Below are 12671 nucleotides of genomic sequence, written 5' to 3' on the forward strand. Positions count from 1 at the left end.
GCCGGGTTATGGCCGCAGCTTGGCCAAAAAGTCCGGCAGCGTGCAGAGCCCGGTAACCCCGCGCGCCTTGCAACCTGCGATCGGCAGCACTTGCCGATACGGCGTTTTGGCGGTCGCGGCGCGAAGTTCGGCAAGCGACTGGGCGCGATAAACCGCGCGGACATAGTGGTTACCCGCCATATCGCTCAGCCGTTCGAGCGTGATCGCACCGCCCGGTACGGGATCGTCGACCGCGATGCCGGGAACACGCCAATGCAGCCCCAATATACCCGCGAGATTGGCGACATTGGTGTCATGCCCCGCGATCATCGCGATTTTGGGAGCAGTGGCACCATCATCGGACAACCACGCCGCGATACGTGGCGACAGGCCAGCCAGATTGTGCGCCGCGATATAGGGCGGTTGCGCGAGCAAACGGAATTCGAGGGCGTGGAATGCCCCAAAGGCGGTGATGTCGGCGGCTGTGGCGCGACCCCAGCCGACCTCCTTCGCTGGTTTGCCCTCGGCATATTCGAGCAGCAGAATTTGGGCGGCGGTCGAGGCGCGGTCGAGCGCCCCGCCGAGTTTGGGGCGCGATGTGGCGGTGGCGGGGGTGATCGCGCTGGGTTCGCGTGCGACGCCACAGCCGGTGCGTGCCTGCCCGCACAGGACCCGGTCGAGGCGCGCGAGCAAAGGTTTCATCCGGCGTTCGAGGGCGGCGATGCCGCCGGGGCCCACTGCCGCATCGACTGCGGCGGTCGCGCGGGCGGGGTCGAGCGGTGCATGGCCATCGTCGATCTGGTTGAACAACGGATCAGGCTCGTCCTGCGGACGGTGCTCGATCGCGAGGGTGCAACCGGGGGCCAGGCCTTTGGCGTAACTCGCTGCGGTTGCGATCGTGCGTTGGTCGCTATCGGCGAGCAGCGCGATGCGCGTTGGACAGTCGGTGCGCGGCAGCAATCCTGCGTTGATGAAGCCGATCCGGTCGAAATCGGCGACCGCGACAATCGCACGCGCGCCATGATCGGTCAGCCAGCCTGGTTTGGTGTCCCAAGTCGGCCACGGGGCAGTGGCAACACCCGGTGGCATCGGTTGCGCTTTTGTGGGCGGGCGGATGCCGTGGCGCATCATTAACACCACGCGATCGACCTTCAGTGGTGCGTCGGCAAACGCCGCCGTCCCAAGCAACGCGGTTCCCAGCGCCGCCAACAGTCGCCCCGTCCCTGAAAAGCGCATCGATCATCTCCCTGGGGACCTATGCCGCACAAATGTGACAGCATGGCAATCCCTGCGGGTCAGTCGTGCTGGGCGGTCATGCGTCGGGCAGCGTGAAGAATATCGCGGCACCGCCATCCGTCGGGTTTGCGTTGCGGATCGTGCCGCCGTGCGCCGCCACGATCGATTTGCACACCGACAGGCCGATGCCAAGGCCGCCGGTGGTCGACTTCACCGCCTGGTCGAAGCGCGTACTGTCCACCGCAGGATCGAATCCCGGACCGTTGTCGGTCACGCCAATCTCGATCAGGCCATTGCTGATACGGTGGCACGATACGGTAATGGTGGGCGCCTGGGTCCCCTGCAATGCGGTTGCCGCATTACGTAACAAATTGGTCATCACCTGCGTGATCTGTACGCGGTCGACAACGAGATAGGTGATGCTCGGGTCGACGTCATAGATCATGGCGGGCGGGGCACCGTCACTCCCCGCAAGCGCGAGTTCGAGTGCATCCGACAGGATTTCACACAGGCAGGACCGTTCGCTTGTCACCGTTCCGGTTTCGACCAGTTGCCGTGCCTTGGCGATGATCTGGGCAGACCGCGTGATTTGCGTCCGCGCCAGCGCCAGGCGGCGAAGAATGTCGGTCCCCCCCGTACCGCCCAATGCAATTTCGGCGGTGGCGATATAGTTTGCAGCAGCGGTCAACGGCTGCGTCATTTCGTGCGCCAGTGTCGATGCGACCGAAGTCGCGTGCGACAGCCGCGACAGGGCGGCGACCCGATCGACCAGGCGAACATGCTCGATCGCCAGGGCGTCGCGCGAACATGTTGTCTCGGCCAATACCTTTTCCGTCCGCAGGCGGCTCTTGGCGACGGCGACGAAATTGCAGATCGCGCGAAGAAATTGCACTTCGCTGGTGTTGAAGGGCATTCCGCCCTTGCGACCAAAGCCAAGCGTCCCAATCAACGTTTCGCCGTGCAACAGCGGGGAAACCGCATAAGAGCCAAGCCCGATGGCACGGGCATAAGCAAGGCGCGTGTCCTTGGAGCCACGGACGCGATTGAAAACGTGCGGAGCGCGATCTTTTGCCACAAGGCCGCACGGGCCTTCCTCGATGGAAAGACGCCAGGCGGCGGCCCGTTGCGATGGGGTCAACCCGCCATGTTCTTCCAAGAAAAGACCTGTCGTTCCATCATAACGATAGAAAAAATAGACGCTGAGGTTCAGCTTGGTGCGCAAGGACGCAAAAAGCGTGCTCAACATCGATGCCGTATCGGTCGCGCATAGGATTTGGGCGGCACAATCCGCCAAAAGCCCAAGATAGGGACTGCTGCCGTCATCATTCGAAGGAATGATACCGTTGTCATTTAACCGTAACGCGGCGTTCGATCGCATCGATATTTCCTCTCTGCAATCGGGATGCCACGGTTTTATAACAATAAAAAGTCCACCAAACCCCTATTGCCATCGTCTTATAGTATGAATTTTGTGAATTTCGTCACTTTTTGCCCACGGACGTTGAAAAAATCCGGGTCCGTAACGCTTCAAAGGACAATGCGTCGGACCTCCAGATCGCAATTTGCACGACGTACGAAGATGCAAAGGAAGGTGCGAAGGTTGCGAGTCGTAACGGCCATTGGAGCTGCACGAAACGACCGGACCCTTCGCAAGACGAAAATCCCCGCAGGAAATGGACCGGCTATAATCGAGCGTTGATCGAGATTGGGGCAGGCAGTTCGATCCGCGTCATGCCGCCGCTTGCACCATAGGTTGAACTGCGCTTGCCCGTAACGCGCTGCGCTTCCGCCGCGATTGCCCCCATCAACTCGGTTGAAAAGGCGATCTGCCGCTCCAGGATTTGCGCGTTGACGATCGAGGCATCGCGCAAATGCCCAAAGGCCAGCGCCATTTCGGCGCGCTGTTCATCGGTGGCGGTATCGGCCCAATCGGGGGTCTCCCGTTGACGCCTGCTCACCTCGGCCTCAATTTGTCCGACCAGGCGTACCTTCGCCGCGACCAGTTCGGATAAGGCCGGCATCCGACCGCTCAGTGCCAGCGCTTCGCTTTCCTGTTCCATCAAATGCGACAAAGAGGTCGCCAGATCGATCAATTCATCGGCCATTGTCGGCATTTTCCTGCATTTTGAGAATTTGGGTAAGGACAACCGGGGCCAGCCCGATGCCGCCTTTTTGCGCCATCGCGGTGCCAAGCTTTTCAGCGAGCACGCCGCGAAACATCTCTTCGCCGTGCCCGCCCGAAAATTCGCCGGTCTGGACGCTTTCGAACATCAATTGTGTCATCTGTCCGAGGAACACCGCCTCAAACGACTGCGCCGTTTCCTTTTGCGCCGCCGTGGCGGGCTTCGCGGGGGCGGGGCCGGTGGCCGGGGGCGTGGTGCCAGGGGTTGGGGCTGCGATCGTCATTGAACCTCGATATCGGCCTGAAGCGCGCCTGCGCTCTTCACCGCCTGCAAAATGGTAATCAGGTCGCGCGGCGAGACGCCGAGCGCATTCAGCCCGCTGACCAGCGCCTTGAGCGAGGCCCCGCCGCCGATCAGCGCGAGATGCGCATCGCCACCGTCATTGACCGACACTTGCGAACGCGGGACGACGGTGGTCTGCCCGTTCGAAAGCGGCGCGGGTTGTGACACTTGCGGGCTTTCGGTCACGCTGATCGTCAGGCCGCCCTGCGCGATGGCAACCGCGCTGATCCGCACATCGGCCCCCATCACCACCGTGCCCGAGGCTTCGTTGATGACGATGCGCGCAGGCTGATCGACATCGACGTCGATGGTTTCGATCTGCGTCATGAGATCGACCACCGATCCCTGAAAGGCACCACGCGCCGCGATCTCGACGGTGGCGGGGTCGAGCATTTCGGCGGCGCCCGAAAATCGGTCGTTAATGGCCGTTACGATGCGTTGCGCGGTGGTGAAATCGGGATTTTTCAGCGCGAGTTTAAGGCTGGTCGCGCTGCGCAGCGTGAACGGCACCTCGCGTTCGACGATCGCGCCGCCCGCGATCCGCGCCGAGGTAGAAACACCGCGACTGATGCTGGCGGCGGCACCCTGCGCCTTGAAGCCGGATACTGCCAGCGGCCCTTGCGCCACTGCGTAGATTTCACCGTCGAGCGCGCGCAGCGAAGACGCGATCAAGGTGCCCCCTTGCAGGCTGGTGGCGTCGCCAAGCGCGGCGACCTGCACGTCGATGGTCGATCCCGCGCGTGAAAAGGGCGGCATCGATGCGGTGATCGAGACCGCAGCGACATTCTGCGTCTTCATGTCCGACCCGCGGATGTTCACGCCCATTCGCTCGAGCATTGCCTGCATCGATTCCTCGGTGAAGGGCGAATTGCGCATCCGGTCGCCTGTTCCGGCGAGCCCGACAACCAGGCCATATCCGACCAGTTGGTTTGGCCGCACATTCTGGACGTTGACGATGTCCTTGATCCGCGTGCGCGCCACGCCGGGCGCGGCTGCGCCACCGACCAGCATGATCGCCACCATCACGCGCATGGCATGTTGGATTATGCGGGAAATTCGTGGAAAAGATCTCATGAATCTCTTATAGGATAGGTATGGCCGATGACGGTCTGGAGGTTGAAGTTTCGGTGCGGATCGATGCCCTGACAGTGCCGGTGATGCGCAACCTGCTGTTGGGCGCGCTGCCCAAGGCGGCGGCGCAATTCACCGCGCCCGATGTGCATCCCCATACCGTGCTGGCACCGACCCCGCCGCCGGCCGCACCCGCGATGCCGAGCGTGGAAATGCTGGTCACGCTGGCCATGAACGAAGCCCCGGTCGAACGCCGCCGCCGGATCGCGCGCGATGCCAGCCGCGGGCTCGACATGCTCGAACGGCTGCACCAGGAATTGCTGATCGGTGTGTCGGCACCCGCGCGGCTGCGCGAAATCGTCGAGTGGGCCCAGACGACCGAGCAACCCGAGGACCCGGTGTTGGCGCAGATTTTCCACGACATCGACGTGCGCGTCCGCGTCGAACTGGCGAAGCACGATATCGAAGTGTAAGGCAGGGCGAGGATGCCATTCGGGCGACCCGGGCGCGGTCAACCCGAGGGAAACCACGCTGGCGTCAGCGCTGCTGCCCGCGCGCGAGCCGCAAGACATAGCTGATGATTTCCGCGACCGCCGCATAATGTTCGGTCGGGATCGGGCGTTCCAGTTCGGCGCTGGCGTAGAGCGCACGGGCGAGCGGCACATTCTCGACGATCGGTACGCCGTGCGCGGTGGCGACTTCGCGGATTTTCAGCGCGATCGCATCGACGCCCTTGGCGACGACGACCGGCGCGGCCATCGCACCATGATCGTATTTCAGCGCGACGGCATAATGGGTCGGGTTGGTTATGATTACGCTGGCATCGGGCACCGCCGCCATCATCCGGCTGCGCGCGCGCTGCATCTGCATCTGGCGGATCTTGCCCTTGATTAGCGGGTCGCCATCCTGCGCCTTATGCTCGTCCTTGATTTCCTGCAGCGACATTTTCATGCGATTGGTGAAGGACCAGCGCTGATAGACGAAATCGAAGATGGCGAGCGCGGCGACCAGAATCGCCACCGCCTTTATCATGGCAAGCACGACACCAAGCGCCGCCGCAGTGATCGCGGCGGGATCGGCGCCGACCAACTGGTCGAGCCCGATGATCTTGGGCCAGATCACATTGGTTGCGATGACGATGACGCCGGTCATCTTGGCGAGCGTCTTGCCGAATTCGATCAGCGCGCGCGGGCCGAACATGCGGCCAAGCCCCGAAAACGGGTTGAGCTTCGACCATTGCGGCTTGAGCCGGGCAAGCGCGAAGCTCGGCCGCCCCTGCAAAACACCGCCGAGCAGCGCGAACGCGAACAACACGCTTAGTAATGGTGCCACTGCCATGCCGACCGCGCCGAGGAGCCCGATCGCAAAATTCTCTGCTCCCTGGGGGGTGAAGAGATAGTCGTCCGCGCCGCCCCACAGGCGCACGAAGATAACGCCGAGCTGTTGCACCGTATAAGTGCCCATGCCGCCAACCACCACGATGGCGGCGGCGAACATCGCGGCGTGCTTCATTTCGGGGGACGAGGGGATGTCGCCCTTGGCGCGCGCGTCCGCCAGCTTCTTTTCGGTGGGATCGAAAGTTTTCTGGTCGTTGTCGGCCACGACCTAGTTCCAGCTTGTCTGCATATACGTGGCCATTGCCTGGGCAAAACCGGTCAGCAACCCGCCCAACGTCATCGCCATCACCGCCAGCCCCAGCAGGATGTTGAGCGGCTGGACGATGAAGAAGAGCTGGATCGCAGGGGCAATCCGCGTCGACAGGCCAAGCGCCACGTTGAACACGATGCCATAGACCAGCAACGGTGCCGACAGCCCGATCCCCAAGGTCATCGCTCGCCCCACCGCATCGAGCGCGGCGCGCAGAAAATCATGCGCCGGCGGGATGCCGCCGATCGGGAAGGAGCGGTAGGATTCGATGATCGCGCCGATCCAGAGGTGGTGGACATGCAGCGACAGGCACACCACGGCGGCGGCGACCGTGACGAATTTCGACAGCAATGCTGCCTGGCCACCCTGTGAGGCATCGTAGAGCAACGCCGATGACAGGCCGATTTGCGAACTGATGATCGACCCCGCCATCGAAACCGCGCTGAACACGATCTTGACCAGCGCGCCGATGGTGAGGCCGGTGATGAGTTCGGCGAGCACTATGGCGGGCAATGCCCCGCCTGCCGCCGCCGCCGTGCGCATCAGCGGTGCAAGCACGCCCCACAGGCCGATGCTCATGCCAAGCGCGATCAGCAACCGAATCCGCCCCGGCACCGCATCCTCCGAAAAGACCGGCAGCAACATCAACACCGTGCCCACGCGCGCGAACAGGATGAGGAATGCGGTTGCCTGCACATCGATATGCGACAGGTCGAACGATGGCGGGGTGAGGGCGGTCGGCAATTTTCAGCCCGCGATAATCATGCTGCTGATCCGCGCCATGAAATCGGACATGGCCCCGCCGATCATCGGCAGGCACAACAGCATCACCACGCCCATCGCGATGATCTTGGGAACGAAGGTCAGCGTCATTTCCTGGATCTGGGTCAGCGCCTGCAACAGGCCGATCGCGACGCCGATAATCAACGATGTAATCAGCAGCGGGCCGACGATCGTCATCACCAGGATCAGGGCGGCGCGGGCAAGCTCCATCGCGGCGAGCGCGTTCATCTGCTGCTGCCTCAGATCTGCATACGCATGATGTCGGAATAAGCGTTCACGACGCGATCACGCACCGCGACCATCGTGTCGAGCGCGGTTTCGGCCGATCCGATTGCGGTCACCACATCGATCAAGTCACCCTTGCCCGCGACTTGTTTGGCCGATGCGGTTTCGGCGGCGCGCAGTTGCGTCGAGGTGTCGGAAATCATCGCCTCGACCATGCCGCCAAAGCCGCCCGCCGATGCGCCGGGTGCGGTTTCCTTGACGCCGCCGGACTTGAGCGGATTGCCAAGGCCAAGCGTGCGACCGTAAGCCGAGGCTGCGTCGAGAGATCCGATGGACATTGTCGCTCTTCCTTATTTCAGCAAATCGATGGTGCGCATCGTCAGGTTCTTGGCCGCTTCGATGGCGTTGAGGTCGGCTTCATAGGAGCGCTGCGCGTCCTTCATGTCCGCAGCCTCGAGCAGCGGATTGACGTTGGGTTTCAGGACATAGCCTTGCGCATCGGCAGCCGGGCTGCCGGGCTGATACACTTTGGTGAAGGCGGTCTTGTCGGACTCGATCCCCGAAACCTTGACTGCGGTGCCGCCGCTGGCCCGGTCGACCTCGGCCTGAAAGCTGACGACGCGACGGCGATAGGGATCGCCCCCCGCCGTCCGCGCAACCGAATCCTGGTTGGCAAGGTTTTCCGCGATCACGCGCATCCGCAGCGACTGCGCGCGCAAACCCGATGCCGAAACTGCCAACGATGTTTTGAGATCCATGAAGTCGCTCCACCGGCCTGGTGCCGTCACCCCTCCTTCATAGGCAATTATTGCCTAGCGCGGCCGTCGATGCGGAAAAATAATCCTATAACTCGGGGAAAGGAGCCGTGCATTGTCCATCCTCGAAGATATCGAAGTCGAGCTGTCGATCGTCCTGGGTTCGGCCCAGGTGCAGATCCGCCAGATCCTGCAAATGAGCCGTGGCGCGATGATCCCGCTCGATTGCGGGCAGGACGATCCCACCCTGGTGTTCGTCAATGACGAGCTGATCGCCAAGGGCCGGATCCTGGTCAACAGCGAGGAAATGTCGCTGGAAATAACCGAAATTACCCGCAAGAGCCGCAACTGATGGACGCGCTGTCGCTGCTGCGCACGATGGGCGCACTGGGGGTCGTGCTCGGTCTGCTGGGCGGTGCGCTGTGGGTGGTGCGGCGCTACAATATCGCATTGCCCGGGCGTGTTACGCTTGGTCGCGGGCGGCGCCTGGAACTGGTCGAGCGCGTAACGCTGGATGGCAAGCGCTCGCTCGCACTGATCCGGCGCGACGGATGCGAGCATCTGATCCTGATCGGCCCCGACGGGCAAATGGTGGTCGAAAGCGGCATCCAGCCGACGGAGGCTCCGGTCACCGCCGAGGCCACGCCAGCCGCCGTGGCCGCTGCGCCGGTCGATGCTGTGCCCGCCGCCGCATCGACGCCCGAACCGGATTTGCGCACGGCCTTCACCCTGTTGCTCGACCATCTTCAGGCACGCCGCGATTCATCGGCGTCGGCACCAAAATCCCTGGCGACGCCGCCCGCCCCGCCGCCCGCGCCACAGCGCTCTGTAGGCGCACTGCTCGAATATCTGGCTGAACATCATAAGGCGAACGTCGTTGCGTAAGTCTGTCCTTTTCACGGTCGCTGCCGCTGCGCTGCTGATGCCGGCCGTGGCGCACGCCCAATCGGCCTTGGGTTTGCCCGGCACCGGTGGCGGCTCGCTGTCGGGACGGGCGATTCAACTCGTGCTGATGCTGACGGTGCTGAGCCTTGCGCCGGGCATTTTGATGACCGTCACCAGCTTTACCCGGATCGTCGTCGCGCTGTCCTTGCTGCGCACCGGCATCGGCGCGCAGGGCGTGCCGCCCAATCCGGTGATTATCAGCCTAGCGATGTTCCTGTCCTTCTTCGTGATGGCCCCGACCTTCGAGAAGGCGTGGGAGCAGGGCATCAAGCCCTACACCGCCGGCAAGATTGCCGAGGAACAAGCCTTCACCGCGACTGCGGAGCCCTTTCGGCAGTTCATGCTGAAACAGGTGCGCGATGACGATTTGAAGCTGTTCATCGACATGGCCCGTGCCAAGCCGACTGCGCGCAAGGATGTCGCGCTGACGACGTTGACCCCGGCCTTCATGATTTCGGAACTGCGCCGTTCGTTCGAGATCGGCTTCCTGCTGCTGCTGCCATTCCTCGTCATCGATCTGGCGGTGGCGGCGGTGTTGATGGCGATGGGCATGATGATGCTGCCCCCACCGACGATCGCCATGCCGATGAAGATCATCTTCTTCGTGCTTGTCGATGGTTGGGCGCTGGTCGCGGGGTCGCTGGTCAAGAGCTTCGGTATGACCTGAACCGGGCTTTCCCACCCCCGCTGAGGCAGGGGGTGGGACGGGGCTCAATTATTGTGGCTTGCGCCTGCGAGCCACGCCGACAGCTCGGCATAAGAAATCAAATCGATAAAGGCCACGCCGACGTGAAGCTCGTTGCGCCAGCGCACCGAACACGCGCGCGGCGACAGGCCGGCGATCGTGAGCGTAACGGGCGCGCCGAGCGGGATGTCGTTCGACAGCGTGAGCCGTGCGCCGCTTTGCGACAGGTTTTCGACCATGACCGGGCAGGAGCGACCGAGGCTGCTCAACCGGCCCGGCGCGGTGACGACGAAGCGCGGGGCTCGCCCAATGGCGGGAACGTGCCCCTTGGCCTTTACCACCTGCGGTCGCAAGGTGCTCGCCACGTCGATTTCGTGGTCTAGCTTGATGCCGACCCGCCCTTCGTCGGTCCATACCACGGTCGCCGGGAGGCGTTCGCCCGATCGGAGCTCGATCACCACCGTGTCGTCGCGGGTGAGTGGGTGACCCGTTTCCACCAACATGCCGGTGGTCGACACGTTGCGCAATCGGCACAGCGCCTCCTTGCCTGGGGCGAGCTCCAGCTTGGCGGCAATCAGCGTGGTAACGGTTCGCTGCGCGCGCGGGCGAAGCCCGTCCGGCGGAGTGACGGGGGAATCGGCCGGTGTGTGATGTTCGATAGTGGCCATGATCGTCTCTCGTGGAAAAGAGGGTTCCTCTTTTTATAGGATGATTGCCCCGTCAGGCGGGTTCTGCGCGCGTTATTGCAATGCGCTTGACCGTGCCCGGGCCGAATGCCTCGGTCGAAGCGGCGCGGACCACGTCGCGAAACCCGCCGATATTCGCCAATAGCCCATCGGGCCCGGTCGCAAGCGGGGTGCGCCAGGTGCGCATGTTGATCGCGTGGAGCATCAATGGCAGTTCCGAGCTTACCGCCTCGGCCTTGTCGCTCGATACTTCGAGCGACACGTCGAAATTGACGTATCCGGCCAGGCGCCCGTCTGGAAACACCAATGGTGCCAGGATTTTGGTGCTGGACACGAAGCTGCGCGGCGGCTCCGCCACGGGTGTTGCTGCAGCTTTGGGTGCGCCGCCGCCGGGTTTGGCGAACAGCACAACCGCGCCATAGCCCGCCCCGCCGCCGATCGCGACGCCGAGAATGAGCAGTACCAGCAGGGAGAGCACGCGTTTCACGAACCGGATCTCCTTAAAATTTGAAGCTGGCGTCGCTTGGCAGCGCCGATTGCTGGCCCATCACGACGACGGTAATGCGCCGGTTTTCCGGGCGGTCGGGTTGTTCGGGATAGACGGGCTGGCTGGCCCCCAGCGCGACGATCTCGGCGAAACGATCGGGCGTCATGCCCGCGGCGATCAATGCCGATCGTGCCGCGAGCGCGCGCGCGCCTGATAACTGCCAGTTTGCATCGCTTTGGCCGCCGGTGCCATCGGTATGGCCTTCGATCGCCAATTGGGCCGAGGAGTGCGCGAGTTTTTCGGCGAGCTTGCCGAGCACCACCCGCGCATAAGGGTTGAGCTCCGCCGTGCCGGCGCGAAACATCGACTGCCGATCATTGTCCATCAGCGTGATACGCAGGCCATCGCGGGCCACTGCCAAGGTGACGTTCTTTTGTCCGTCGCTGGCCTGCGGCACGCTGTCGATCGCGATTTGCAGTTCGGTCGCGACAACGCGCTGCGACGCATCGGGGACGTTCGCGGTGCCGCCGCGCGTGGGCCCTGCTGCTGCGATCTGGGTTGAAGTCTTGCCTTGCGAACGGCTGCCTGCGCCCGACCCCGGTGCGCCACCTTGCGGCCCCGTGCCGCTCGCGCTGCTGGGGGGGGATGGCGTGAAATATTCGGCGAGACCCTTGAGCTTCGCCTTGTCCGGGCTCGACAACAGCCACAGCAACATGAAGAACGCCATCATCGCGGTCACGAAATCGGCATAGGCCACTTTCCACGCCCCGCCGTGATGGCCGCCGGCAATCTTTTTGACCCGCTTGATGATGATCGGGCGATCGCCGCCGCCTCTGGCCGCCATGTCAGGTTCCGATCAGCGCGACGCGCAGCCGCTCCTGCACCGCGCCCAGGCGGACGTGCTTGATCGCATCAAGCGAGTTCTCGCCCGCCGCGATGCGGATCATAAGATTGGCGCATTCATCGGCGTGCTGGATCAGGTAATCGAAGCTTTGAAGCTGTTCGAGAAAGCTCGTCACGAAATGTTCGTCGGCGACCAGCACTTCGGCAAGGCGCTCGAGCTGCTCGCGAATTTCGCGCATCTCGGCCGCCATCACGCTGTGCAACAGGCTGGAAAAGGGATCGAAACCGGTCACGGGCAAGCCATCCTGGGGTTTGATCGAGGGAAGATAGACCATCAAAACAACTCCAGTTCGCCGTCGCTCTGCGGCGCGATGAGAGGGGCGGGGGTGCGGATGATGGGGACGGCGTCCGAAACATTCGTGCTGCGGCTCAACCCCTGATAGGGCAAGAATTCAATCTTGCGGGCCGATCGGCCACCAACGTCGATGTGGCCGATCGCGATTCCTTCGGTTTCGAGGAAGCGGCGTGCGAACTCGGCATTTTGCGACCCGATCGAGCCCAGCCCGGCGATGATGTTGGCACCGCCATAGATATGGCCCTTCAGCCGCGCCCGCGACGCTCCCTTCGCCATCATGCCGTTGATCAGCAATTCCATCGCGTGGACGCCATAGCGCTGCATCTCGTCGGGCCGCGGCTTTACGTCGACACCGGGTTCGCCGAGCAGGAAGTGATTCATGCCGCCGATCCGCGAAACGCTGTCGTTCAGGCAGACCGCGATGCAACTGCCCAGCAGGGTCGTCACCATCGTGTCTGGCTCGGATACGACGCAATGCTCGCCCTGGATGATGTTGATTTTCCTCATGG

Annotated in this window: 19 protein-coding genes; 4 read left to right on the forward strand and 15 right to left on the reverse strand. The window is 63.1% G+C overall.

Annotation, left to right across the window (positions count from 1 at the left end):
• Window positions 1–6: 6 nt before the first annotated feature.
• The 5 genes from WC704_RS11070 to WC704_RS11090 form a co-directional block, all read right to left on the reverse strand.
• A complete protein-coding gene (locus tag WC704_RS11070) occupies window positions 7–1215 on the reverse strand; it encodes a histidine-type phosphatase (RefSeq protein WP_372889978.1) in 1209 nt (402 codons plus the stop codon).
• Between the two features lie 76 nt (window positions 1216–1291).
• Window positions 1292–2593 carry a sensor histidine kinase gene (locus WC704_RS11075; RefSeq protein ID WP_372889979.1) on the reverse strand — a complete coding sequence of 434 codons (1302 nt, stop codon included), beginning with the start codon at window positions 2591–2593 and terminating at the stop codon, window positions 1292–1294.
• A gap of 304 nt (window positions 2594–2897) precedes the next feature.
• Entirely contained in the window at window positions 2898–3320 is a 423-nt protein-coding gene (locus WC704_RS11080; RefSeq protein WP_372889980.1) for a flagellar protein FlgN, read from the reverse strand.
• The gene (locus WC704_RS11085) at window positions 3310–3621 is read right to left on the reverse strand and encodes a rod-binding protein (protein ID WP_372889981.1); all 312 of its coding nucleotides are present in this window, start codon (window positions 3619–3621) and stop codon (window positions 3310–3312) included. The genes WC704_RS11080 and WC704_RS11085 overlap by 11 nt, the downstream gene beginning before the upstream one ends.
• Window positions 3618–4754: a flagellar basal body P-ring protein FlgI gene (locus WC704_RS11090; RefSeq protein ID WP_372889982.1), complete on the reverse strand. Its 1137-nt coding sequence runs from the start codon at window positions 4752–4754 to the stop codon at window positions 3618–3620. The genes WC704_RS11085 and WC704_RS11090 overlap by 4 nt, the downstream gene beginning before the upstream one ends.
• Window positions 4755–4774: 20 nt before the next feature.
• Between WC704_RS11090 and WC704_RS11095 the strand changes: the two genes are divergently transcribed.
• Window positions 4775–5224 carry a flagellar assembly protein FliX gene (locus tag WC704_RS11095; RefSeq protein WP_372889983.1) on the forward strand — a complete coding sequence of 150 codons (450 nt, stop codon included), beginning with the start codon at window positions 4775–4777 and terminating at the stop codon, window positions 5222–5224.
• A 64-nt stretch (window positions 5225–5288) separates the two neighbouring features.
• On the opposite strand, the gene flhB is transcribed toward WC704_RS11095, so the two are convergent.
• Genes flhB through flgC form a run of 5 tightly spaced genes read right to left on the reverse strand, consistent with a single transcriptional unit; the run spans window position 5289 to window position 8164 of the window.
• Complete coding sequence (flhB, locus tag WC704_RS11100; RefSeq protein WP_372889984.1) at window positions 5289–6353, reverse strand: flagellar biosynthesis protein FlhB; 1065 nt, start codon at window positions 6351–6353, stop codon at window positions 5289–5291.
• A gap of 3 nt (window positions 6354–6356) precedes the next feature.
• A complete protein-coding gene (gene fliR / locus WC704_RS11105) occupies window positions 6357–7142 on the reverse strand; it encodes a flagellar biosynthetic protein FliR (RefSeq protein ID WP_372889985.1) in 786 nt (261 codons plus the stop codon).
• Window positions 7143–7145: 3 nt separating this feature from the next.
• On the reverse strand, window positions 7146–7409 hold the full coding sequence (locus WC704_RS11110) for a flagellar biosynthetic protein FliQ (protein ID WP_372889986.1): 264 nt from the start codon (window positions 7407–7409) through the stop codon (window positions 7146–7148).
• An 11-nt stretch (window positions 7410–7420) separates the two neighbouring features.
• Entirely contained in the window at window positions 7421–7744 is a 324-nt protein-coding gene (locus WC704_RS11115; protein WP_372889987.1) for a flagellar hook-basal body complex protein FliE, read from the reverse strand.
• A gap of 12 nt (window positions 7745–7756) precedes the next feature.
• Window positions 7757–8164, reverse strand: a complete 408-nt coding sequence (flgC, locus tag WC704_RS11120) for a flagellar basal body rod protein FlgC (RefSeq protein WP_372889988.1) — start codon at window positions 8162–8164, stop codon at window positions 7757–7759.
• Window positions 8165–8276: 112 nt separating this feature from the next.
• On the opposite strand from flgC, the gene WC704_RS11125 reads away from it, so the two are divergent.
• From WC704_RS11125 to fliP, 3 genes are read left to right on the forward strand one after another with little or no spacing between them, the layout of a single operon-like run.
• Window positions 8277–8513 (forward strand): FliM/FliN family flagellar motor switch protein, encoded by a 237-nt coding sequence (locus tag WC704_RS11125; protein WP_372889989.1) that lies wholly within the window; start codon window positions 8277–8279, stop codon window positions 8511–8513.
• The gene (locus tag WC704_RS11130; RefSeq protein WP_372889990.1) at window positions 8513–9046 is read left to right on the forward strand and encodes a flagellar biosynthetic protein FliO; all 534 of its coding nucleotides are present in this window, start codon (window positions 8513–8515) and stop codon (window positions 9044–9046) included. Before WC704_RS11125 ends, WC704_RS11130 begins: the two co-directional genes overlap by 1 nt.
• Complete coding sequence (gene fliP, locus WC704_RS11135) at window positions 9039–9773, forward strand: flagellar type III secretion system pore protein FliP (protein WP_372889991.1); 735 nt, start codon at window positions 9039–9041, stop codon at window positions 9771–9773. The genes WC704_RS11130 and fliP overlap by 8 nt, the downstream gene beginning before the upstream one ends.
• Window positions 9774–9817: 44 nt before the next feature.
• On the opposite strand, the gene WC704_RS11140 is transcribed toward fliP, so the two are convergent.
• From WC704_RS11140 to WC704_RS11160, 5 genes are read right to left on the reverse strand one after another with little or no spacing between them, the layout of a single operon-like run.
• Window positions 9818–10459, reverse strand: a complete 642-nt coding sequence (locus WC704_RS11140; RefSeq protein WP_372889992.1) for a PilZ domain-containing protein — start codon at window positions 10457–10459, stop codon at window positions 9818–9820.
• Between the two features lie 52 nt (window positions 10460–10511).
• Complete coding sequence (locus WC704_RS11145) at window positions 10512–10964, reverse strand: hypothetical protein (protein WP_372889993.1); 453 nt, start codon at window positions 10962–10964, stop codon at window positions 10512–10514.
• Window positions 10965–10977: 13 nt separating this feature from the next.
• Window positions 10978–11808, reverse strand: a complete 831-nt coding sequence (locus tag WC704_RS11150) for a flagellar motor protein MotB (RefSeq protein WP_372889994.1) — start codon at window positions 11806–11808, stop codon at window positions 10978–10980.
• A 1-nt stretch (window position 11809) separates the two neighbouring features.
• Entirely contained in the window at window positions 11810–12142 is a 333-nt protein-coding gene (locus tag WC704_RS11155; RefSeq protein WP_372889995.1) for a hypothetical protein, read from the reverse strand.
• Window positions 12142–12669: a chemotaxis protein CheD gene (locus WC704_RS11160; RefSeq protein ID WP_372889996.1), complete on the reverse strand. Its 528-nt coding sequence runs from the start codon at window positions 12667–12669 to the stop codon at window positions 12142–12144. The genes WC704_RS11155 and WC704_RS11160 overlap by 1 nt, the downstream gene beginning before the upstream one ends.
• Between the last annotated feature and the right edge of the window lie 2 nt (window positions 12670–12671).

The organism is Sphingomonas sp., from assembly GCF_041661885.1.
Taxonomy (GTDB): domain Bacteria; phylum Pseudomonadota; class Alphaproteobacteria; order Sphingomonadales; family Sphingomonadaceae; genus Sphingomonas.

Bases quoted from the DNA above. Each gene is read 5' to 3' on its own strand.
- WC704_RS11095 (WP_372889983.1), top strand. From the start codon at position 4,775: ATGGCCGATGACGGTCTGGAGGTTGAAGTTTCGGTGCGGATCGATGCC.
- WC704_RS11155 (WP_372889995.1), bottom strand. From the start codon at position 12,142: ATGGTCTATCTTCCCTCGATCAAACCCCAGGATGGCTTGCCCGTGACC.
- WC704_RS11085 (WP_372889981.1), bottom strand. From the start codon at position 3,621: ATGACGATCGCAGCCCCAACCCCTGGCACCACGCCCCCGGCCACCGGC.
- flgC (WP_372889988.1), bottom strand. From the start codon at position 8,164: ATGGATCTCAAAACATCGTTGGCAGTTTCGGCATCGGGTTTGCGCGCG.
- WC704_RS11090 (WP_372889982.1), bottom strand. From the start codon at position 4,754: ATGAGATCTTTTCCACGAATTTCCCGCATAATCCAACATGCCATGCGC.
- WC704_RS11140 (WP_372889992.1), bottom strand. From the start codon at position 10,459: ATGGCCACTATCGAACATCACACACCGGCCGATTCCCCCGTCACTCCG.
- WC704_RS11110 (WP_372889986.1), bottom strand. From the start codon at position 7,409: ATGAACGCGCTCGCCGCGATGGAGCTTGCCCGCGCCGCCCTGATCCTG.
- WC704_RS11150 (WP_372889994.1), bottom strand. From the start codon at position 11,808: ATGGCGGCCAGAGGCGGCGGCGATCGCCCGATCATCATCAAGCGGGTC.
- WC704_RS11075 (WP_372889979.1), bottom strand. From the start codon at position 2,593: ATGCGATCGAACGCCGCGTTACGGTTAAATGACAACGGTATCATTCCT.
- WC704_RS11070 (WP_372889978.1), bottom strand. From the start codon at position 1,215: ATGCGCTTTTCAGGGACGGGGCGACTGTTGGCGGCGCTGGGAACCGCG.
- WC704_RS11080 (WP_372889980.1), bottom strand. From the start codon at position 3,320: ATGGCCGATGAATTGATCGATCTGGCGACCTCTTTGTCGCATTTGATG.
- WC704_RS11160 (WP_372889996.1), bottom strand. From the start codon at position 12,669: ATGAGGAAAATCAACATCATCCAGGGCGAGCATTGCGTCGTATCCGAG.
- WC704_RS11130 (WP_372889990.1), top strand. From the start codon at position 8,513: ATGGACGCGCTGTCGCTGCTGCGCACGATGGGCGCACTGGGGGTCGTG.
- WC704_RS11115 (WP_372889987.1), bottom strand. From the start codon at position 7,744: ATGTCCATCGGATCTCTCGACGCAGCCTCGGCTTACGGTCGCACGCTT.